At 58.3% G+C, this 21,271-nt stretch carries 18 protein-coding genes; all 18 read left to right on the forward strand.

Going from position 1 to position 21,271, the window contains the following annotated elements; all coding sequences use genetic code 11:
• Positions 1–151 precede the first annotated feature (151 nt).
• The 18 genes from BW958_RS16680 to BW958_RS16765 all read left to right on the forward strand — a co-directional run bounded on the left by BW958_RS16680 (position 152) and on the right by BW958_RS16765 (position 21,218).
• Positions 152–910: a flagellar motor protein gene (locus tag BW958_RS16680; protein ID WP_076576995.1), complete on the forward strand. Its 759-nt coding sequence runs from the start codon at positions 152–154 to the stop codon at positions 908–910.
• Entirely contained in the window at positions 891–1,760 is an 870-nt protein-coding gene (locus tag BW958_RS16685; RefSeq protein ID WP_076576996.1) for a MotB family protein, read from the forward strand. Before BW958_RS16680 ends, BW958_RS16685 begins: the two co-directional genes overlap by 20 nt.
• A 197-nt stretch (positions 1,761–1,957) precedes the next feature.
• On the forward strand, positions 1,958–2,359 hold the full coding sequence (locus tag BW958_RS16690; RefSeq protein WP_076576998.1) for an NADH-quinone oxidoreductase subunit A: 402 nt from the start codon (positions 1,958–1,960) through the stop codon (positions 2,357–2,359).
• A 24-nt stretch (positions 2,360–2,383) separates the two neighbouring features.
• A complete protein-coding gene (locus BW958_RS16695) occupies positions 2,384–3,058 on the forward strand; it encodes a NuoB/complex I 20 kDa subunit family protein (protein WP_076576999.1) in 675 nt (224 codons plus the stop codon).
• Positions 3,059–3,061: 3 nt separating this feature from the next.
• Entirely contained in the window at positions 3,062–4,867 is a 1,806-nt protein-coding gene (gene nuoC, locus BW958_RS16700; protein ID WP_083687389.1) for an NADH-quinone oxidoreductase subunit C/D, read from the forward strand.
• 2 nt (positions 4,868–4,869) lie between these two features.
• On the forward strand, positions 4,870–5,406 hold the full coding sequence (gene nuoE, locus BW958_RS16705; protein WP_076577001.1) for an NADH-quinone oxidoreductase subunit NuoE: 537 nt from the start codon (positions 4,870–4,872) through the stop codon (positions 5,404–5,406).
• Positions 5,403–6,770 carry an NADH-quinone oxidoreductase subunit NuoF gene (gene nuoF / locus BW958_RS16710; RefSeq protein ID WP_076577002.1) on the forward strand — a complete coding sequence of 456 codons (1,368 nt, stop codon included), beginning with the start codon at positions 5,403–5,405 and terminating at the stop codon, positions 6,768–6,770. The genes nuoE and nuoF overlap by 4 nt, the downstream gene beginning before the upstream one ends.
• 24 nt (positions 6,771–6,794) lie before the next feature.
• Positions 6,795–9,506 carry an NADH-quinone oxidoreductase subunit NuoG gene (gene nuoG / locus BW958_RS16715; protein WP_076577004.1) on the forward strand — a complete coding sequence of 904 codons (2,712 nt, stop codon included), beginning with the start codon at positions 6,795–6,797 and terminating at the stop codon, positions 9,504–9,506.
• Entirely contained in the window at positions 9,503–10,468 is a 966-nt protein-coding gene (nuoH, locus tag BW958_RS16720) for an NADH-quinone oxidoreductase subunit NuoH (protein ID WP_076577005.1), read from the forward strand. Before nuoG ends, nuoH begins: the two co-directional genes overlap by 4 nt.
• A gap of 11 nt (positions 10,469–10,479) precedes the next feature.
• Positions 10,480–11,022 carry an NADH-quinone oxidoreductase subunit NuoI gene (gene nuoI, locus BW958_RS16725; protein WP_076577006.1) on the forward strand — a complete coding sequence of 181 codons (543 nt, stop codon included), beginning with the start codon at positions 10,480–10,482 and terminating at the stop codon, positions 11,020–11,022.
• A 9-nt stretch (positions 11,023–11,031) separates the two neighbouring features.
• Positions 11,032–11,574 carry an NADH-quinone oxidoreductase subunit J gene (gene nuoJ / locus BW958_RS16730; RefSeq protein ID WP_076577008.1) on the forward strand — a complete coding sequence of 181 codons (543 nt, stop codon included), beginning with the start codon at positions 11,032–11,034 and terminating at the stop codon, positions 11,572–11,574.
• Positions 11,571–11,879 carry an NADH-quinone oxidoreductase subunit NuoK gene (gene nuoK, locus BW958_RS16735; protein WP_076577009.1) on the forward strand — a complete coding sequence of 103 codons (309 nt, stop codon included), beginning with the start codon at positions 11,571–11,573 and terminating at the stop codon, positions 11,877–11,879. The genes nuoJ and nuoK overlap by 4 nt, the downstream gene beginning before the upstream one ends.
• Positions 11,876–13,723: an NADH-quinone oxidoreductase subunit L gene (gene nuoL / locus BW958_RS16740; protein WP_076577011.1), complete on the forward strand. Its 1,848-nt coding sequence runs from the start codon at positions 11,876–11,878 to the stop codon at positions 13,721–13,723. Before nuoK ends, nuoL begins: the two co-directional genes overlap by 4 nt.
• Before the next feature lie 36 nt (positions 13,724–13,759).
• A complete protein-coding gene (nuoM, locus tag BW958_RS16745; RefSeq protein ID WP_076577013.1) occupies positions 13,760–15,277 on the forward strand; it encodes an NADH-quinone oxidoreductase subunit M in 1,518 nt (505 codons plus the stop codon).
• Entirely contained in the window at positions 15,274–16,734 is a 1,461-nt protein-coding gene (gene nuoN / locus BW958_RS16750) for an NADH-quinone oxidoreductase subunit NuoN (RefSeq protein WP_076577014.1), read from the forward strand. Before nuoM ends, nuoN begins: the two co-directional genes overlap by 4 nt.
• Positions 16,735–16,864: 130 nt before the next feature.
• Positions 16,865–18,559: a sensor histidine kinase gene (locus BW958_RS16755; RefSeq protein ID WP_076577015.1), complete on the forward strand. Its 1,695-nt coding sequence runs from the start codon at positions 16,865–16,867 to the stop codon at positions 18,557–18,559.
• Complete coding sequence (gene btsR, locus BW958_RS16760; protein ID WP_076577017.1) at positions 18,553–19,266, forward strand: two-component system response regulator BtsR; 714 nt, start codon at positions 18,553–18,555, stop codon at positions 19,264–19,266. The genes BW958_RS16755 and btsR overlap by 7 nt, the downstream gene beginning before the upstream one ends.
• 134 nt (positions 19,267–19,400) lie before the next feature.
• Positions 19,401–21,218 carry a carbon starvation CstA family protein gene (locus BW958_RS16765; RefSeq protein WP_076577018.1) on the forward strand — a complete coding sequence of 606 codons (1,818 nt, stop codon included), beginning with the start codon at positions 19,401–19,403 and terminating at the stop codon, positions 21,216–21,218.
• Positions 21,219–21,271 lie beyond the last annotated feature (53 nt).

Genomic DNA, 21,271 nt, shown 5'->3' on the forward strand with positions numbered 1-21,271 from the left:
GGCTGGCAGATATTGCTCATCTCATGATTAATCTATTGTTTTATATGTGGATATAAACCATGCTTTCTTGCAACATACCGTCTCGTTTTACCATGGCTGTCCAGCCGAATATGACATCGCACCAGCCAACTCTGCGCAAGGATAAACACGCATGAGCCTTATCGGTTTAATCATCGCCGTTGCTTTCATACTCGGGGGGAACATCATCGAGGGGGGCCATCCCAGCGCCCTGGGCGACTTGCCTGCCTTTATGATCGTGATCGGCGGTACCATTGGTGCAGCCCTGACCCAATTCCCGTTCTCCGTCGTTGGCGCTTCACTCAAGCGTTTCAAATGGCTGCTTAGCCCGCTGAAAACCGATATGGGCGGCCAATCTGAATTGCTGCAAGAGCTGGCAGGTAATGCTCGCCGTAACGGTATGCTGGCTCTGGAAAGTATGACCGAGCAGATTCAGGACCCTTTCCTTAAAAAGGGGATCCAGATGATGGTCGACGGCTATGAGAAAGATAAGATCTACGAAGTGCTGGAAAAAGAGATCGAGTTCGAACAGGAAGACATCGAACAGACGGTCAAATTCTATGAAGCCATGGGTGGTTATTGCCCCACCATGGGTATCGTAGGCGCGGTATTCGGCCTTATCCACGCCATGGGCCTGCTCAACGCACCTGATAAATTGGGTGGCGCCATCGCAGTAGCTTTTATCGCAACCATCTATGGTGTATCGGCAGCAAACCTTATCTTCCTGCCGTTTGGTAACCGCTATAAGGCATTTGCCCACCAGCTCCGGCACTACAAAGAGATGACCCTCACCGGCATCATGTGCATCATGGACGGTGAGTCGCAGCAGCGTCTCCAGGTCAGCCTCAGCCCCTACTTAGGACATGAAGCCAATGAAAAAGAAAAAGGCTGAAGCCCCCGAGAACCACGAACGTTGGCTGGTCTCCTATGCCGACTTCATGACCCTGCTGTTTGCCCTATTCGTGGTGCTCTACTCCTTTGCGATGGCCAAGCAGTCCGAAGTGCGAGTCATCATCCAGGGCTTTATCCAGTCGCTGGGTAAGATTGGTCTTATTTCACCGCCAGCAGGCTCGCCTATCATGCAGGGTGGAACCGGGATCCTGGAGCCTGAGTCACGCAGCACTGTAAGCTCTGAAAACAAACCGAGCGTGATGGAGAGTGACCATGCACCAGCCTCCAATCCGATGAACGAGACCATTGGGCAATCAGCCAAACCGGACGATACCAACTCATGGCCTCACCCCAGCCCGGAGAGTAATGGCTGGGTGCAGGAGACCAAGAAGCAGCTGCAGGAGCAGCTCAAGGCGCAGATAGAAACCAGTCAGCTGGAAGTAGAGCAGTTGGGTAACCACCTCATTATCCGTATCGGAGAAAAAGCGCTCTTTCCCGCCGACTCGGCCTTCTTACAGCCCCAGTTTATTCCTCTGGTGCAAAAAATTGGCACTGTGCTGGCCACCATTCCAGGACAGATACAGGTGACAGGGCATACCGATCAAACCCCACCCCCCAAGGAGCTTTACCAGAGTAACTGGGAACTCTCGGTGCTGCGTGCTGCCGCCATCGTGCATGTGCTTATCACCAACCGCGATCTCGATGCCACCCGTATCGTGGCAGAGGGCAAAGCCGATACTCAGCCGCGTTTTGCTAATGATACGGATGAACACCGGCAGGGAAATCGCCGGGTAGAGATCACATTAAGCCAAGGCAATCCCTCTGAAGAGAAGATGACGATTCTCAAATAATTCCTTACACTCAGCGCGTGTTTTTTTCATTATTGCAAATGATATAAGATTTCATTTACATTAATGAAAAACACGCACCCCACCACTACAACGATTAATTAAAAACAGTCACATTTTTATCACGTTTGGCTATCAGAAATGGCCGATGCGTGACATCATTACCTTGCCGTAACACTTTTCGGTAGGGAACACCATATATGTTTTCCGGAGTGATTGCCGAACACTGGGCCTTTAGTGTCTATGTTCTAGCTGCGTTTGCCATCTGCTTTACCATGATCGGTCTTGCCTCCCTACTCGGGGGACGTGCCAAGGGAAGATCAAAAAACAAACCTTTTGAATCCGGTGTGGACTCCGTAGGAAACGCAAGATTGCGTTTCTCGGCCAAGTTCTATCTGGTCGCCATGTTCTTCGTCATCTTCGATGTCGAAGCACTCTATCTGTTTGCCTGGTCTGTCTCGGTGCGTGAGAGCGGCTGGGTGGGCTTTATCGAAGCCACCATTTTTATCGTGCTGCTGTTAGTTGGCCTACTCTATCTATGGCGGATTGGTTCGCTTGACTGGTCGCCCAAGAAGAAACCGCTCAACCAATCGCAGGACTAGTTCCGTTTTGCCCGAGGCTCGCCCATGAAGTACACCCTGACCCGGATCGATCCAGACGCGCCCATTGAGCGCTATCCCCAGGAACAACGACAAACCGTTGACGACCCGTTGGCCCAGACCGCCGAGCGAGGCATTTTGCTTGGCCGTGTAGAAGAAGTTCTGCACGACACGGTCAACTGGGGCCGTAAGAACTCCCTTTGGCCCTACAACTTTGGTATCTCCTGCTGCTATGTGGAGATGTGTACCGCCTTCACATCGCCGCACGATGTGGCGCGTTTTGGTGCCGAAGTTATCCGTGCTTCACCGCGTCAGGCAGACTTCATGGTGATTGCCGGTACCCCTTTCATCAAGATGGCTCCCGTCATCCAACGTCTGTACGAACAGCTGCTTGAACCTAAGTGGGTGATTTCGATGGGCTCGTGTGCCAACTCGGGCGGCATGTATGACATCTACTCGGTGGTGCAAGGCGTCGACAAGTTTCTGCCGGTCGATGTCTACATTCCGGGTTGCCCTCCCCGTCCGGAGGCTTTTTTGGAAGCCCTGATGCTGCTGCAGGACTCCATCGGTAAAGAGCGCCGCCCACTATCTTGGGTGGTCGGTGATCAGGGCATCTATCGGCCCCAAATGCAGTCCCAGAAAGAGCTCAAACGCGGCGAACGAATCGCCGTCAAGAACCTGCGGACCCCGGACGAGAGCTGATTCATGCGCCTGACCAACCAATTTCCAAACAATGCAGAGATGGCTCGCTGGCAACCGAGCGATCATCAGGATGCACCTATCATCGGGGAACTGTTTGCCCGCTTTGGTGCAGAACGTTTCACAGTGCAGACCACCCGCACCGGGGTGCCGGTTCTGTGGCTGGCGCGTGAGCTGCTTATCGATGTCATGCGCTTTGTCAAAAGCCAGCCCAAGCCCTATGTGATGCTCTACGACCTGCATGGCGTCGACGAGCGCATGCGTACCCATCGCGAAGGGCTGCCCGCTGCCGATTTCACTGTGTTCTATCACCTCATCTCTATCGACCGTAACAGCGATCTGATGCTCAAGGTGCCGCTGTTTGAAGGTGACCTGCATCTGCCCACTGTGACCGGTGAATTTCCCAACGCTAACTGGTACGAGCGTGAAGTATGGGATCTACTGGGTATTACCTTTGATGGGCATCCGCACCTGACTCGCATCATGATGCCGAAAAGCTGGCAGGGTCACCCGCTGCGTAAGGACTATCCGGCGCGCGCCACCGAGTTCGATCCCTTCATGCTCGATGCCGCTCGTCAGGACATGGAGCAAGAGAACCTGCTGTTTAAACCGGAAGAGTGGGGCTTAAGTCGCGGCAACGAGAACGAAGATTACATGTTCTTGAACCTCGGTCCGAACCACCCGTCGGCACACGGTGCTTTCCGCCTAGTATTGCAACTGGATGGTGAAGAGATCCGCAACTGCGTTCCCGATATCGGTTACCACCATCGTGGCGCCGAGAAGATGGGCGAACGGCAATCTTGGCACAGCTACATTCCTTACACCGACCGGGTTGAATACCTCGGCGGCGTGATGAACAACCTGCCCTATGTGCTGGCCGTTGAAAAACTGGCGGGTATCAAGGTGCCGCAGCGGGTCGACATGATTCGAGTGCTGCTGGCCGAGTTGTTCCGCATCCAAAGTCACCTGCTGTTTATCGGAACCTACATCCAGGACGTGGGGGCCATGACGCCGGTGTTCTTTACCTTTACCGACCGTCAGCGCATCTACAACATCATCGAGGCTATCACCGGCGCGCGGATGCACCCGGCCTGGTTCCGCATCGGTGGCGTGGCTCACGACCTGCCAAAGGGCTGGCGTCAACTGGTCAAGGACAACCTGCTCGACTGGCTGCCATCCCGCCTCATGGATTACGAAAAAGCGGCCATGCGTAACAGCATCCTCAAGGGCCGTACCATTGGTGTTGCAGCCTATACCACCGAGCAAGCACTGGCCTGGGGTACCACCGGCGGTGGGCTGCGTGCAACCGGCCTTAACTTCGATATCCGTAAGTGGCGTCCCTACTCCGGCTACGATCAGTTCGAATTTGAAGTGCCGGTGGGTGCCAACGGTGATGCCTATGACCGCGCCATGGTGCGTCTCGAAGAGATGCGCCAGAGCCTGAAGATCATCGCTCAATGCGTTGAACACATGCCGGAAGGTCCGTTCAAGGCCGATCACCCGCTGACCACGCCACCGCCCAAAGAGCGCACCCTGCAGCACATCGAGACCCTTATCAACCACTTCCTGCAAGTGTCGTGGGGGCCTGTCATGCCGGCTGCCGAGTCGTTCCAGATGATCGAGGCAACCAAGGGCGTCAACAGTTACTACCTGACCAGTGACGGCTCCACCATGAGCTACCGCACCCGGGTGCGGACCCCGAGCTTTGCCCACCTGCAGCAGATCCCGTCAGTGATCCGCAGCCAGATGGTGTCTGACCTCATCGTCTATCTGGGCAGTATCGATTTCGTTATGTCCGATGTGGATCGCTAAACATGAGCCAATGTCAGTGCCAGAAAGGCGCATTACAACAAGACGCACACGGATGTCAGGGAAAGGGTGGCTTCACCCTTTCTGACGCCGAACGTGACGCCATTACCCATGAGAAACATCACTACGAGGATCCCAGAGCCGCCAGCATCGAGGCACTCAAAATCGTGCAGAAAGCGCGCGGCTGGGTACCCGATGGCGCCATCCCTGTGATTGCCGCCGAACTCGGCATACCTGCCAGTGATGTGGAAGGGGTGGCAACGTTTTATAGCCAGATCTTCCGTCAACCGGTGGGTCGTCACATCATCCGGGTTTGCGACAGCATGGTCTGCTACATCAACGGCCATGAAAACGTGCTCTCCACCATCAAGAGCGAGCTTGGTATCGCCCCGGGACAGACCACTTCCGATGGCCGCTTTACCCTGCTTCCGGTCTGCTGTCTGGGTAATTGCGACAAGGGCCCAGCCATGATGATCGATGACGATACTTATGGCGGTCTGGATACGGCAGCACTCAAGCAGACGCTGGAGGGTTACCAATGAAGCTGGCATCGCTAGGTACTGCCAACCTGATGGCTCGCGCCGCCGAGACCCACCCGCTGACCTGGCGTCTGCGCGATGACGGGCAGCCAGTATGGCTCGACGAGTATCAGAGCAAGCAAGGCTATGACGCTGCCCGCAAAGCATTGAGCCAGATGAGCCCGGATGAGATCGTCAGCACCGTCAAGGATGCTGGTCTCAAGGGGCGTGGTGGTGCAGGTTTCTCCACCGGCGTGAAGTGGGGGCTGATGCCCAAAGACGAAAGTCTCAACATCCGCTATCTGCTGTGCAATGCCGACGAAATGGAGCCGAACACCTATAAGGACCGGCTCTTGATGGAGCAGCTGCCACACCTGTTGATCGAAGGCATGATCATCAGCGCTCGAGCGCTCAAGGCCTATCGTGGCTACATCTTCCTGCGCGGTGAATACGTCGATGCGGCAGCCAATCTGCGCCGCGCCGTCGAAGAGGCCAAAGCCGCCGGCCTGCTGGGTAAAAACATTCTTGGCTCCGGCTTTGATTTCGAGCTGTTTGTTCACACCGGCGCCGGTCGTTACATCTGCGGCGAAGAAACTGCGCTCATTAACTCACTGGAAGGGCGCCGCGCCAACCCGCGTGCCAAACCGCCTTTCCCGGCCGTCTCGGGTGTGTGGGGCAAACCAACCTGTGTTAACAACGTCGAAACCCTGTGCAACGTACCGGCCATCATCGGCAACGGCGTCAGCTGGTATCAGAGCTTGGCGTTGCCCGGCTCGGAAGATCACGGCACCAAGCTGATGGGTTTCTCCGGCCGAGTCAACAACCCCGGTCTGTGGGAGCTGCCGTTCGGTATTACTGCCCGCACCCTGTTTGAAGAGTATGCCGGCGGCATGCGCGACGGTTACACCCTCAAAGCCTGGCAACCGGGCGGTGCGGGCACCGGTTTCCTGCTGCCAGAACACCTTGATGCCCAGATGTATAGCGGCGGCATCGGCAAAGTTGGCACCCGGATGGGTACCGGTCTCGCCATGGCGGTGGATGACAGCATCAATATGGTCAGCCTGCTGCGTAACATGGAAGAGTTCTTTGCGCGCGAGTCGTGCGGCTGGTGCACACCCTGCCGTGATGGCTTGCCCTGGACGCTCAAGTTGCTGCGTGCCATCGAGCACGGTGAAGGCCAAACCGGTGATCTGGAAACGCTGGAGCGCCTCTGTCGCCAGCTTGGTCCGGGTAAAACTTTCTGTGCCCATGCCCCCGGTGCGGTTGAACCGCTTGGCAGTGCTATCAAGTATTTCCGCCCTGAATTTGAGGCCGGAATCAAAGGCGCTGGCGATAACCGCATGGCAATCAAGGGCGTGCAACCCAATCTTCTGGATCAGCGCTGGTAGTCTGTCGCGAAGGAATCATGCTGTATGGCAACCATTCATGTTGATGGCAAAGAGTACGAAGTAGACGGCGCAGACAACCTGCTGCAAGCCTGTCTCTCCCTTGGCCTGGATATTCCCTATTTTTGCTGGCACCCGGCGCTTGGCAGCGTCGGCGCCTGCCGCCAATGTGCGGTAAAACAGTTTCAAAACGCCGATGACAAGCGCGGCCGTCTGGTCATGTCCTGCATGACCCCCGCGACCGATGGCTCCTATATCGCCATCGAAGATGAAGAGGCGATCGAGTTTCGCAAAAGCGTGGTGGAGTGGCTGATGACCAACCATCCGCATGACTGCCCGGTGTGTGAAGAAGGTGGCGCCTGCCACCTGCAGGATATGACGGTGATGACCGGCCACAACAGCCGTAATTACCGCTTTACCAAACGCACCCACCAGAATCAGGATCTCGGCCCGTTTGTCGCCCATGAGATGAACCGCTGCATCGCCTGCTACCGCTGCGTCCGCTACTACAAGGACTATGCTGGCGGCGAAGATCTCGGCGTCTATGGTGCACACGACAACGTCTACTTTGGCCGGGTCAAAAGCGGTACTCTCGAGAGTGAATTTTCGGGCAACCTGGTTGAAGTCTGCCCCACCGGCGTGTTCACCGACAAAACCCACTCTGAGCGCTTTAACCGCAAATGGGACATGCAGTTCGCTCCGAGCGTCTGTCAACAGTGTTCAGTGGGCTGCAACATCAGCCCGGGCGAGCGTTATGGTGAATTGCGCCGCATTGAAAACCGCTTCCACGGCGCCATCAACCACTACTTCCTGTGCGACCGTGGCCGCTTTGGCTACGGCTGGGTCAACCTGCCCGAGCGCCCGCGTCAGCCGCTGCTGCGTGACGGCAGCACAGTCCGTTCTATCACCCGCGAAGGCGCGCTGGGTTATGCCACGACCGCACTGCGCAATGCCTCCGGCGTCATCGGTATCGGTTCGCCGCGTGCCAGCCTGGAGAGCAACGTCGCCCTGCGCGAGCTGGTCGGTGCCAGCAACTTCTCCTCTGGGATTGAACGCAGCGAATGGGAATGTCTGCAACTGATGCTCAAGGTCCTGACCGAGAGCGGCGTGCGCACTCCGAGCCTGCGTGACATGGAAGAGGCCGATGCCATTGTGGTGCTCGGTGAAGATGTGACCCAAACCGCAGCGCGTATTGCGCTGGCCCTGCGTCAAGCCGTCAAGGGCAAGGCCAAAGCCAAAGCCAAGGCGATGAAGGTTGATGAATGGCAAGTTGCTGCGGTTGCCACGTTGGGGCAACACGATCGCTGGCCGTTGCTTATCACCGGCACCCATCAGAGCCGGCTCGATGATGTCGCCGAAGCCACTTGGCACGGCGCGCCGGTCGATCAGGCCCGCCTCGGTTTTGCCATCGCCCACCAGCTGCATAGCGATGCCCCGGCCGTTGCTGGCCTAGATACTACAACTACCGAACTGGCAACCGAATGGGCCGACCTACTTGGCAAGGCACAAAAACCGCTGATTATCGCCGGTAGCCACGCCCGCACTCCGGCACTGATTGAAGCGGCAGCAAACCTTGCTCGTGCACTTAAGGCGCGCGGTCAGGAGAGCTCGCTGGCACTGGTTGGCGCTGAAGCCAACTCGCTGGGTCTGGCCATGCTCGGCGGCATGCCGCTTGAGCAAGCGTTCGAACAACTGGCCGAGAAACCGCAACAAGCGCTGGTTGTGCTGGAAAATGATCTCTATCGCCGCGCTGCTCACGATAGCGTGGATCGTGCCATCTCCCTGGCCCAGCATCTGATTGTGGTCGACCATCAGGAAACGGCCACGACCGCCAAGGCACATCTGGTACTGCCGGCAGCCACATTCGCCGAAGGTGATGGCACCCTGGTCAATATGGAAGGGCGCGCCCAGCGTTTCTTCCAGGTGTTTGATCCCAAGTGGTACCAGCAAGATCTGCTGGTGCAGGAGAGCTGGCGCTGGCTCGACGCCCTGCAAGGCGAACAACCGCGTTGGCCGCAGTGGCAACAGATCAGCGAGCTGTGCGCAACAGTCCATCCGTTGCTGGCTCGTATGAACGAAGCCGATCCCAACGCCAACCTGCGCATTCGCGGCATGAAGCTGGCGCGTGAACCGCACCGCTACAGTGGCCGCACCTCGATGCTGGCTGACAAGGATGTTCACGAGCCAAGAGTGGCGCAAGATCAGGACTCGCCGTTTGTCTTCTCAATGGAAGGCTATGCGGGCTCTCGTCAAGCCGTCTCTCAAGTGCCTTTCGCTTGGGCGCCGGGCTGGAACTCTCCGTCGGCCTGGAACAAGTTCCAGGATGAAGTGGGTGGCCACCTGCGTGCCGGTGATCCGGGTCGCCGCCTGATTGAGCCGGGTAATCAGCAACTGAGCTGGTTTGCCGCTCCCGCTGCCTATAGTGCGGTGCAAGAAGGCGTTCAAGTTGCCAGTCTGGCCCAGCTGTTTGGCAGCGAAGAGCTGTCGGCCAAGAGTCCGGTATTCCAAAAACGCATGGGCATCCCGCAAGGGGTCATGAACCCGGCTGATGCCGCCAGATTACAGCTGGCCGTGGGCGACAAGATCGCCTTTGGCTGGGGCGGCCGTCACTGGCAATTTACCCTGCAACTGGATGAACACTTCCCCCATGGCCTACTGGGGCTGCCGCTCGGCATGGACGGCTTGCCGACTGCCCTGCAGCACTGCGTGCTGACCAATCTCAAGGAGGCGATTGCATGAGTGATGACGTGCTCAACATGCTAATTGAGGTGGGCAAGGCACTGGTGATCCTGGTCGCCGTGATCGGTGCGGGCGCGTTCATGAGCTTTATCGAACGCCGTCTGCTCGGTCTGTGGCAGGATCGCCACGGCCCCAACCGGGTTGGTCCATTCGGTCTGCTGCAGCTGGCCGCCGACATGGTCAAAATGTTCTTCAAAGAGGACTGGATCCCACCCTTCGCCGATCGCCGTCTGTTTATTCTGGCGCCGATCATCGCGTTCACCGCCTTTATCCTGGCCTTTGCCGTGGTGCCGGTGACCCCGACTTGGGGTGTGTCCAACCTCAACGTTGGCCTGCTCTACATCCTGGCCATTGCCGGTATGGCGGTTTATGCGGTGCTGTTCGCCGGCTGGTCGAGCAACAACAAATACTCGCTGCTCGGTAGCCTGCGCGCCTCGGCCCAAACCCTCTCCTATGAGGTGTTCCTGGGTCTGTCGCTGATGGGGGTCGTCATCCAGGCCGGTAGCTTTAACCTGCGTGATATCGTCGAGTCGCAACGGGAGCTTTGGAATGTGGTTCCCCAGTTCCTTGGCTTTATGACCTTCCTGTTTGCCGGGGTGGCGGTCACTCACCGCCACCCCTTCGATCAGCCGGAAGCAGAACAAGAGCTGGCCGACGGTTACCACATCGAATACGCCGGTATGAAGTGGGGTCTGTTTTTCGTGGGCGAATATATCGGCATCGTGCTGGTCTCCTCGCTCATCGTGACCCTCTTCTTTGGTGGCTGGCATGGCCCCTGGCTGCCGCCCATCATCTGGTTTGCCCTGAAAACCGCCTGTTTCATCGTCTTCTTCATCCTGCTGCGGGCCTCGCTGCCGCGTCCGCGTTTTGACCAGGTGATGTCGTTTGGTTGGAAGGTCTGCTTGCCTGTGACGCTGCTTAACATGCTGGTCACCGGGGCAGTGGTATTGGTCAATGCGTGAGGCGAAATGAGATGAAAATCTTCAGCATTATCGAGGGAGTTGGCTCCCAGCTGCGCAGCCTGGCCATGGTGTTTTCCCACGCCTGGCGGCCGCGTCAAACCCTGAATTACCCGGAGCAACAGGTCCCGCTGCCGCCACGCTATCGTGGTCGTATTGTGCTGACCCGCGACCCGGACGGCGACGAACGTTGCGTTGCTTGCAACCTCTGCGCCGTAGCTTGCCCGGTGGGCTGCATCTCGCTGCAAAAATCGGAGCGGGAAGATGGACGCTGGTACCCGGAGTTTTTCCGCATCAACTTCTCGCGTTGCATCTTCTGCGGCCTGTGTGAAGAGGCCTGCCCGACCACAGCCATTCAGCTGACCCCCGATTTCGAGATGGGCGAGTATCGCCGTCAGGATCTGGTGTACGAGAAAGAGGATCTGCTGATCAGCGGCCCCGGCAAATACCCGGATTACAACTTCTACCGCATGAGCGGGATGGCAATCGACGGCAAGCCCAAGGGCAGTGCCGAAAACGAAGCCAAGCCCATCGATGTGAAGAGCCTGTTGCCCTGAGGAGCGAGCATGGAACTGCTTTTTTACGTGGCGGCCCTGGTCGCCATCTACTCCACCTTCCGGGTCATCAGTACCAGCAACCCGATGCACGCGCTGCTGAACCTGATTGTCTCTCTGATCTCGGTCGCGGTGATCTTCTTTGTGCTCGGTGCGGCATTTGCCGGTGCCATGCAGGTGGTGGTTTATGCCGGCGCCATCATGGTGCTGTTCGTGTTTGTGGTGATGATGCTCAACCTGGGCTCGGCCAATGATCAGGAAAAACGCTGGTTGTCGCCTTCTACCTGGGTGGGACCGGCGCTGCTCTCAGCCGTGCTGCTGGGCTGTCTGGTTCATGGCATTACCGGTGTCACCGGTGGTCAACTGGGTGTTGATGAAGTCACTGCCAAGCAGGTCGGTATTGCCCTGTTTGGCCCTTATGTCATCGCCGTCGAGCTGGCCTCCATCCTGCTGCTGGCCGGTCTGGTCACAGCCTGGCATCTGGGCCGTGAAGAGAAACCCGGTGAAGTCATCTCGGTACCGAAACCAAAAGGACAATCAGGAGGCGAGGCATGATCAATATCCCCATGGAGCATGGTCTGCTGCTGGCAGCCATCCTCTTCTGTATCGGCCTGTGCGGTCTGCTTATTCGGCGCAACCTGCTGTTCATCCTGATGAGCCTAGAAGTGATGATGAACGCCTCTGCTCTGGCATTTGTCGTGGCCGGAAGTCGCTGGCTGCAGCCTGATGGCCAGATCATGTACATCCTGGTGATTTCCCTGGCAGCCGCCGAAGCCAGTATCGGTCTGGCGATGGTGCTGCTGCTCTATCGTCGTTACCACACCCTGAATGTGGATACAGTGAGCGAGATGCGCGGATGAGCCTGCTAACCCTGACTTTCGTATACCCGCTGCTTGGCTGGCTGCTGCTGGCCTTCTCCCAAGGACGCTGGAGCGAGCAACGTGCGGCGCTTGTTGGCGTGGGCAGCATTGGTCTGTCGGCACTCACCACCTTGTGGGTGGGCATCGACTTTCTCGGCAACACACCCGAAAGTGGCGTGTTTACCCAAACCCTGTGGCAGTGGATCGCCATCGGCAATCTCACCCCCGCATTTACTCTGTCGCTGGATGGGCTCTCGCTCACCATGATGGGAGTAGTGACCGGGGTGGGCTTCTTCATCCACCTGTTTGCCTCTTGGTATATGCGTGGTGAAGAGGGCTATTCACGCTTCTTTGCCTACACCAACCTCTTTATCGCCAGCATGATCTTCCTGGTGCTGGCCGATAACCTGCTGTTTGTCTATCTGGGTTGGGAAGGTGTCGGTCTGTGCAGCTACCTGCTGATTGGCTTCTACTACAAGGACAGAAACAACGGCGCAGCTGCCCTCAAGGCGTTCGTGGTCACCCGGGTTGGCGACGTATTCCTCGCCATCGGCCTGTTTATTCTGTATCGCGAACTGGGCACCCTCAACGTGCATGAACTGCTGGTGCGGGCGCCGACCATGCTCGAGCAGGGCTCCCCGGCGCTGTCGCTGGCTTGCCTGATGTTGCTCGGTGGTGCGGTCGGTAAATCTGCCCAGCTGCCACTGCAAACCTGGCTGGCTGACGCGATGGCGGGTCCGACTCCGGTTTCGGCACTGATCCACGCCGCTACCATGGTGACCGCAGGTGTTTATCTCATCGCCCGCACCCACGGTCTGTTTGTAATGGTGCCGGATGTGCTGCATCTGGTTGGCGTGGTCGGGGCAATTACCCTGTTGCTGGCCGGTTTTGCGGCACTGGTACAAACCGACATCAAACGGATTCTGGCTTACTCCACCATGAGCCAGATCGGCTACATGTTCCTGGCGCTTGGCGTCGGAGCCTGGCAAGGCGCCATCTTCCACCTGATGACTCACGCCTTTTTCAAGGCGCTGCTGTTCCTCTCGTCCGGTTCGGTGATCCTCGCCTGCCACCATGAGCAGAACATCTTCAAGATGGGCGGCCTGCGTAAAAGCCTGCCGCTTGTTTACCTCTGCTTCCTGGTCGGTGGTGCTGCGCTCTCTGCCCTGCCGCTGGTGACCTCGGGCTTCTACAGTAAAGACGCCATCCTGTGGCAAGTGCAGGCGGCGGGTCAGTCACCCCTGCTCTGGGCTGGTTTGGTGGGTGCGTTCCTGACCTCGGTCTACACCTTCCGTCTCATCTTTATCGCCTTCCACGGCGAAGAGAAGATCCATGCCCACGCCGGCCACGGTCTGGCTCACCATCTGCCACTGCTGGTTCTGCTGGTGCTCTCGACCGGTATCGGCGCCCTGATTGTGCCGCCGCTAGCAGGAGTATTGCCGGCAGGCCCCGGGGATCATGTGGAAGAGGGACGCCATAGCCTCGAGATCCTCTCTGGTATCGTGGCCATCGCCGGTATAGCCGTCTCCGCCCTGCTATTTCTCGGTCAACGCCGTTTTACTACAGCACTGGGACAGAGTGCGCTGGGCCGCCCGATTGGCACCCTCTGGCTGCATGCATGGGGCTTTGACTGGCTCTATGACCGCCTGTTTGTCCGTCCGTTCCTGTTGCTAGCCCGCCTCAGCGGCCCGGACCCGGTGGACAAGGTGATGGAATGGAGCGGCGCCTTGGCCCTGCTCGGTAACCGTGTGGTGGCGCTCAGCGTCACCGGCAAACTGCGCTGGTACGCCGCCTCGATCGGCGCGGGCGCTGTGCTGGTGCTGGCCGTGCTGTTGTTGGTGTGACGGCTTGGCCGTCACCAAAATAAGAGAGCTGATATCGTGACTTTACTCTGGATCCTGCTCATCCCCTTCATCGGCGGCCTGCTGTGCTGGCAGGGCGAGCGCTTCGGCGCCCGCTTTGTTCGCATCGTAGCCCTGCTCTCGATGACTCTGGTGCTGCTCATCAGCGGATCGCTCTGGCTCGGCGGCAACTATGCCCTGCCCCAGGACGGTCTGGTGCAATGGAGCAGCGAATTGCGTCTTGCCTGGGTGCCGCGCTTTGGTATCGACCTGCACCTGGCTGTAGATGGTCTCTCCATCCTGATGGTGGTGCTTACCGCCTTTATCGGCGTGTTGGCTATCCTCTGCTCCTGGAAGGAGATTGTTGAGCGGATTGGTTTCTTCCACCTCAACCTGTTGTGGATTCTGGGCGGCGTGCTCGGGGTCTTTATGGCGGTGGACCTGTTCCTATTCTTCTTCTTCTGGGAAATGATGCTGGTTCCCATGTACTTCCTGATCGCCCTGTGGGGCCACTCGGTCAGTGATGGGCGCTCTCGCATCAATGCCGCCACCAAGTTCTTTATCTATACCCAGGCTAGCGGCCTTATCATGCTGGTTGCAATTATCGGTCTAGTGCTGACTCACTACCATGCGACCGGTGTGTTCACCTTCAACTATCAGGATCTGCTGCATACCGAGATGAGCAGTGGTGTGCAATGGGTACTGATGCTCGGCTTCTTCATCGCCTTTGCGGTCAAGATGCCACTGGTACCCTTGCATGGTTGGCTGCCCGATGCGCACAGTCAGGCACCGACCGCGGGCTCGGTTGACCTGGCCGGGATCCTGCTGAAAACGGCGGCTTACGGTTTGCTGCGCTTTGCGCTGCCGCTCTTCCCCGAAGCATCGGCTGCCTTCGCGCCCTATGCCATGGTGCTCGGTGCCATCGGTATCTTCTACGGTGCGCTGGCTGCGTTTGCGCAGACCGATATCAAGCGTCTAGTGGCCTACACCAGCATCTCCCACATGGGCTTTGTGATGATCGCCATCTATTCGGGTACCGAGTTGGCTATCCAGGGCGCCATCGTGCAGATGATTGCTCACGGCCTCTCTGCTGCCGGTCTGTTTATCATGTGCGGTCAGGTATACGAGCGATTGCATACCCGTGACCTGCGTGAAATGGGTGGACTCTGGAGCCGCCTGCGCTATCTGCCAGGTCTGATGATGTTCTTCTCGGTCGCCTCGCTCGGTCTGCCTGGCACCGGTAACTTCGTCGGCGAGTTCCTGATCCTGCTCGGCAGCTTCCCGGTAGCACCGCTGATGACCACGTTGGCCACCTTTGGTCTGGTGTTGGCTTCGGTTTATTCGCTCATCATGCTGCACCGCGCCAGTTTTGGTCCGGCCCGTGATGCCAGCCCGCTGCAAGCGCTGGATGGCCGCGAAATCACCATGATGCTGGTAATCGCAGGCCTTCTGGTGCTGCTGGGCCTCTATCCCCAGCCGATTATCGACACCGCCAGTGCCAGTGTGGCCCAGGTGCTGCACTGGTATATGACCCCCACTGCCGGAGTGCTGCAATGACGTTTACTGCATCTCAACTGCTGGCCTTGCTGCCTCTGCTGCTCACCAGCACCACCCTGGTGGTGCTGATGCTGGCCATCGCCTGGCGCCGTCATCATGAGCTCGCCTTTGCCGTGACGGTCGTTGGCCTTAACCTGGCTCTGATCTCGATTCCGTTCCTGCTCGAGAGCTTGCCGCAAGCGGTCACTCCGCTGCTGCATGTCGATCGTTATGCCATGTTCTACTCGGCGCTGGTACTGGTTGGGGCACTGGCGACCTGTACCTTTGCCCGCAGCTGGCTCAAGACGCTGCCGGATAACCACGAAGAGTTTTACCTGCTGCTGCTGATCGCCACTGCCGGTGGTCTGGTGCTGGCCTGCTCTCGTCATCTGGCATCGCTCTTTATTGGCATCGAAATGCTGACCCTGCCGATGTTCGGCCTGGTTGGTTACGCCCGTGCCGAGCGCCACAGCCTGGAAGCCGGCATTAAGTACATGGTGCTGTCAGCGGCCTCCACCGGCTTCTTGTTGTTTGGTATGGCACTGCTCTATGCACAGGCTGGCAGCCTCGGCTTTGCCGACATTGGCAAGACGCTGGCCACCAGCCCGGCCCACCAACCGCTGCTGCTCGGTGGTATCGGTCTGATGCTGGTCGGTTTTGGTTTCAAGCTGTCGCTGGCGCCGTTCCACCTGTGGACTCCCGACGTTTACGAAGGGGCGCCGGCTCCGGTTGCCACCTTCCTGGCCACGGTCAGCAAGGTGGCGGTGTTCTGCGTGCTGCTGCGCTTCTATCTGGCGGTTCCGGCTACGGCTGAACCGGCCGTGCACTGGCTGCTGGCGGCAATGGCGGTGGTATCGATCGTGCTCGGTAACCTGCTGGCGCTGCTGCAAGGCAATATCAAGCGGATGCTGGGTTACTCCTCAATCTCCCACTTCGGCTACCTGCTGACCGTGGTTGTGGCCAGCCGTCTTGGCCAGATCCCGGAAGAAGCGGCGGGGGTTTATCTGCTGATGTACCTGCTGACCAGTCTCGGCTCGTTTGGCGTCGTCAGCATGATGTCCAGCCCCTATCAGGGCAAGGATGCCGACAGCCTGCATCACTATCGTGGCCTGTTCTGGAAGCGCCCCTACCTGACCGCTGTGTTGACCGTCATGCTGCTCTCGCTGGCCGGTATTCCGCTGACACTTGGCTTTATCGGTAAGTTCTACCTGATTGGCGTCAGCGTGGAGGCGCAACTCTGGTGGCTGGCCGGTGCCATCGTGCTCGGCAGTGCCCTCGGTCTGTTCTACTACCTGCGGGTCATGATCACGCTGTTCCTGCGTGAACCCGGTATGGTGCGCCGCGATGCAGAGCCGGGCTGGCACCTCTCATCTGGCGGTGTGGTGGTCTGGCTCTCCGCTCTGGCTGTGGTGCTGTTTGGTATCATGCCGCAGCCCGTCATCACGCTGGTGCGCAGCATGCTCTCCCTGCAATTCTGACCTCTCTTGCCCCCGGCCCAGTCCGGGGGCACGTTTTAAGGGTGTGCGCTACGCCACATTTTGACGTAACAACACTCCGAGTCCGCTCCTCTCATCTGCTATAACGGCGCGCTAAAGAGAGGAGAAGTGCATGAATATTGAGCAACTGGAGCTGGTCACCTCGCTGTTCCAGCAGCTGTGCGTCTATCTGGTCATCGCCTGGCTACTCTCGAAGACCCCCCTGTTTATGCCATTGACCCAAGTGACGCTAACCCTGCGCCACAAGTTGGTCTGCTACCTCATCTTCTCGACCTTCTGCGTGATGGGCACCTATTTTGGACTGCGCATCAACAACTCGATCGCCAACACCCGCGCTATCGGTGCCGTACTGGGTGGCATCGTCGGCGGCCCCGTGGTCGGCCTGTTGGTGGGACTGACCGGCGGCTTGCATCGCTACTCTCTCGGTGGCTTCACCGCGCTAGCTTGCACTTTTTCGACTGTGGCAGAAGGCGTGCTGGGCGGCCTGGTGCATCGCCATTTCGTCAGCCGTCATCGCTTTGAACTGCTGTTTAATCCCTGGGTTGTGGGTTCAGTGGCCCTGGTCGCCGAGTTAATGCAAATGGGCATCATCATCCTGGTCGCCCGCCCTCATGAAGAGGCGCTGGCGCTGGTACACACCATCATGTTGCCGATGCTGATCGCCAACACAGTGGGGGCCGCTATGTTTATGCGCATGATCCTCGACCGGCGCGCCATGCTGGAAAAGTACTCGGTGGCCTTTTCGGCCAAGGCACTCAAGATTGCCGAACGCACTCTGGGCGTGCTCGACAAGGGTTTCACGCCGCAGCACTGCAACCAGATGGCCCGCATCCTGTTTGAAGAGACCGGCGTGGGCGCCGTCGCCATCACCGATCGGGAGCGGTTATTGGCCTTTATCGGAATTGGCGAAGACCATCACCTGCCCGGCACCCGAATTACCTCACCGCACACCTTGCGGGCCATTGATCACAATGAGGTGGTCTATGCCGACGGCAACCTCATCCCCTACAACTGCACCCTGCATCCCAACTGCAAGCTGGGCTCTTCGCTGGTGATTCCGCTACGCGGTGAAGAAGATCAGGTGGTGGGGACCATCAAGCTCTACGAGCCCAAGCGCAAACTGTTCTCTTCAATGAACCGGACCCTTGGCGAGGGGATCGCCCGGCTGCTTTCCGGCCAGATCCTCTCGGGCAAGTACAACGAACAGAAGCGCCTACTGGCGCAATCGGAGATCAAGCTGCTGCAAGCCCAGATCAATCCACACTTTTTGTTTAACGCCCTTAACACCCTGTCGGCGGTGATCCGCCGCGACCCGCAGGAAGCAAGGAATCTGGTGCAACACCTGTCGACATTCTTTCGCAAGAACCTCAAACGCCAGGAAGATGAGGTGTCACTGCGAGAAGAGATGGAGCATGTGGAAGCTTATCTGCAGATAGAGCGGGCCCGCTTTCGCGATCGGCTGACGGTCAACCTTGCCATCCCCGACGAGTTGCAGGAGCTGCGGCTACCGGCCTTCTCACTGCAACCTGTGGTGGAGAACGCCATCAAACACGGTCTGTCGCAAATCCTTGGACAAGGGGAGCTCTCTCTAACGGCGCAGCGGCGCGGCCAGCTCCTGCAACTGGAGGTATGCGATAACGCAGGACTCTACCGCCCCAGTGGCAGTACCTGCGGTCTGGGCATGAACATCGTCGATCGCCGGATCAAAGCCCGCTATGGCAGCCAGTACGGTTTGCAAGTCAGCTGTATCGCCGATGAAGAGACCCGGGTCACCATCATTTTGCCTGCCGAGGAGAGCGCATGCTGAGCGTCATGATCGTGGACGACGAGCCACTGGCCCGCGAAGAGCTGCGGCTGATGCTGGAAGAGTACGACGATGTGGACATCGTGGCCGAGGCCGCCAACGCGGTCGAGGCGCTGCCGGCGGTTCATCGTCTGCGCCCTGACGTGCTGTTTCTCGATATCGAGATGCCGCGTATCAGCGGTCTCGAGCTAGTCAGCATGCTCGACCCCGAGAAGATGCCGCAGATTGTCTTTATCACCGCCTTCGATGAGTTTGCCCTGCGCGCCTTTGAAGAGCGGGCACTCGACTATCTGCTCAAACCGGTCAGTGCCGAGCGCCTTGAGCGCACGGTGCAGCGGCTACGCCAAGGGCAATCCACTACCCAGCAAACCGTCGGCGTCGGTATGCCGCTACGCAGCATTCCCTGCATCGGCCATAACCGGATTTTGCTGATGCCGCTGGCCGATGTGGAGTTCGTCCACAGCGAACTGGCTGGCAACAAGGTGGTGACGGGGTCGGGTCAGGGCATCACCGAGTTGACCCTGCGGACCCTGGAAGAGAAGACCGGCTTTTTACGCTGCCATCGCCAGGTGTTGATCAATCCGGATCAGATCGCCGAATTGCTGCTGCTCGACGGCGGCGTGGCGGAGGCGGTGACCCGCTCGGGACATAAGGTTCAAGTGAGCCGCCGTTATCTCAAGCCACTCAAGGAACAACTCAGTATCGACTGATCCACTCAGGTACCGATTTCGACCACTCATCGGCGCCAGTAACCGCTCACTGAATGATGACTCCCTTTCCCTTTTTGGCTGAGTAGAGTAGCCGATGTCCCGCTATAGGCGGAGAGGAGAAAGGGAGAGTCATCGTGCAACATGCCATTACATTCGTCATCGCCGCACTGTGCATCCTTGCCATTGCATACCGTCTCTACGGTGTGTTCTTTGTGCGCAAGGTGCTGCAGGCCGACGATCAACACATTACGCCGTCCCATGAGCTGGAAGACGGCAAAAACTATGTTCCGACCAACCGCTGGGTGAACTTCGGCCAGCATTTTGCGGCTATCGCCGCCGCCGGCCCGCTGGTTGGCCCGGTTCTGGCTGCCCAGTTCGGCTACCTGCCGAGCTTTCTGTGGCTGCTGATTGGCTGCGTGATCGGTGGCGCCGTCCACGATACCGTGGTGCTGTTTGCCTCCATGAAGCATCAGGGCAAATCTCTGTCGGAAGTCGCCAAATCTGAACTCGGCCCGATCGCCGGCTGGTGTACCGGTCTGGCCATGCTGTTCATCATCACCATTACCATGGCCGGTCTTTCCATGGTGGTGGTGCATGCGCTGGAGCGTAACGCCTGGGGCGTTTTTGCCGTCTTTATGACCATTCCCATCTCGATGGTGGTCGGTCTGTGGCACAAAGCTACCGGTAACCTCAAGGCTGCCTCCTGGGTGGGTTTCGCCGCCGTGCTGGCCTGCGTCTTTATCGGTCCGTATGTGCAGCAAAGCGCCTTTGGCGAGTGGCTGACCCTGCGCGCCGAAACCATCAGTCTGGCCCTACCAATTTATGCTTTCTTCGCAACCGCACTGCCGGTGTGGATCCTGCTCACCCCGCGCGGCTACATCTCCAGCTTCATGAAGATAGGGGTGTTTGGTGCGCTGGTTGTCGGCGTTATCTTCATCAACCCGACGATTCAATTCCCGGCGCTGACCCAGTTCATTCATGGCGGTGGTCCGGTGCTGGGCGGCCCGGTCTGGCCCTTTATCTCCATCACCATCGCCTGTGGCGCTATCTCCGGCTTCCACGCCTTTATCGGCTCGGGCACCACTCCCAAGCTGGTAGACAAGTGGAGCGACATCCTGCCAGTTGCCTTTGGTGCCATGCTGGCCGAATGTGTGGTCGGCGTCATGGCGCTGATTGCGGCCACTGCGCTGCATCCGGCTGACTATTTCGCTATCAACGCTTCACCCGAGGTGTTTGCCAAGCTGGGTATGCAGGTGGTCGATCTGCCCTATCTCTCACAAGAGATCGGCATGGACCTGAACGGTCGTACCGGTGGTGCCGTGACCCTGGCGGTCGGCATGTCCTACATCTTCACCAAGGTGCCCTGGTTTAGTAACCTCGCCTCCTACTTCTTCCAGTTCGTGGTCATGTTTGAGGCGGTCTTCATCCTGACTGCCGTAGACTCGGGTACCCGCGTCTCGCGCTACCTGATCCAGGACTTCTTCGGCGAGTTCTACTCCCCGCTCAAGCGCATCGACTGGATGCCGGGTGCCATCGGTGCCAGCGTGGTGGCCTGTGTCATGTGGGGCTATCTGCTCATGTCCGGTGATATCGGCTCGGTGTGGGCGCTGTTCGGGGTATCTAACCAGTTGATGGCTTCGATTGGTCTTATCATCGGTGCCACCATCATCCTGCGCCTGGCCAAGCGTCGCAGCTATGCGCTGACTTGCCTGATCCCGCTGGCCTATCTGTTTGTTACCGTGAACTATGCCGGTTACTGGATGATGAGCCACGTTTACTTCAATCCCGCAGCCAAAGGCTATAACCCGACCAACGGTGTTATCTCCCTCATCATGCTGGTGCTGGGGATCGTGATCATGATTTCCGCCCTGCGCAAATGGCGTGAACTGTGGAATCGCCATCCACGTACCCGCATGGTTGCCGAGCCTGAGCTGGCCGCCAGCATGAAATAATCTGAACCTTGGTTATGTCACGCCCCTGCCTTGTGCGGGGGCGTTTTTTTCAT

Origin of the sequence: Aeromonas sp. RU39B (assembly GCF_900156095.1) — a bacterium.
GTDB lineage: Bacteria > Pseudomonadota > Gammaproteobacteria > Enterobacterales > Aeromonadaceae > Aeromonas.

What these genes read in the sequence shown, in the direction of transcription:
- BW958_RS16680 (WP_076576995.1), top strand. Translation starts at nt 152, where the DNA reads ATGAGCCTTATCGGTTTAATCATCGCCGTTGCTTTCATACTCGGGGGG.
- BW958_RS16685 (WP_076576996.1), top strand. Translation starts at nt 891, where the DNA reads ATGAAAAAGAAAAAGGCTGAAGCCCCCGAGAACCACGAACGTTGGCTG.
- BW958_RS16690 (WP_076576998.1), top strand. Translation starts at nt 1,958, where the DNA reads ATGTTTTCCGGAGTGATTGCCGAACACTGGGCCTTTAGTGTCTATGTT.
- BW958_RS16695 (WP_076576999.1), top strand. Translation starts at nt 2,384, where the DNA reads ATGAAGTACACCCTGACCCGGATCGATCCAGACGCGCCCATTGAGCGC.
- nuoC (WP_083687389.1), top strand. Translation starts at nt 3,062, where the DNA reads ATGCGCCTGACCAACCAATTTCCAAACAATGCAGAGATGGCTCGCTGG.
- nuoE (WP_076577001.1), top strand. Translation starts at nt 4,870, where the DNA reads ATGAGCCAATGTCAGTGCCAGAAAGGCGCATTACAACAAGACGCACAC.
- nuoF (WP_076577002.1), top strand. Translation starts at nt 5,403, where the DNA reads ATGAAGCTGGCATCGCTAGGTACTGCCAACCTGATGGCTCGCGCCGCC.
- nuoG (WP_076577004.1), top strand. Translation starts at nt 6,795, where the DNA reads ATGGCAACCATTCATGTTGATGGCAAAGAGTACGAAGTAGACGGCGCA.
- nuoH (WP_076577005.1), top strand. Translation starts at nt 9,503, where the DNA reads ATGAGTGATGACGTGCTCAACATGCTAATTGAGGTGGGCAAGGCACTG.
- nuoI (WP_076577006.1), top strand. Translation starts at nt 10,480, where the DNA reads ATGAAAATCTTCAGCATTATCGAGGGAGTTGGCTCCCAGCTGCGCAGC.
- nuoJ (WP_076577008.1), top strand. Translation starts at nt 11,032, where the DNA reads ATGGAACTGCTTTTTTACGTGGCGGCCCTGGTCGCCATCTACTCCACC.
- nuoK (WP_076577009.1), top strand. Translation starts at nt 11,571, where the DNA reads ATGATCAATATCCCCATGGAGCATGGTCTGCTGCTGGCAGCCATCCTC.
- nuoL (WP_076577011.1), top strand. Translation starts at nt 11,876, where the DNA reads ATGAGCCTGCTAACCCTGACTTTCGTATACCCGCTGCTTGGCTGGCTG.
- nuoN (WP_076577014.1), top strand. Translation starts at nt 15,274, where the DNA reads ATGACGTTTACTGCATCTCAACTGCTGGCCTTGCTGCCTCTGCTGCTC.
- BW958_RS16755 (WP_076577015.1), top strand. Translation starts at nt 16,865, where the DNA reads ATGAATATTGAGCAACTGGAGCTGGTCACCTCGCTGTTCCAGCAGCTG.
- btsR (WP_076577017.1), top strand. Translation starts at nt 18,553, where the DNA reads ATGCTGAGCGTCATGATCGTGGACGACGAGCCACTGGCCCGCGAAGAG.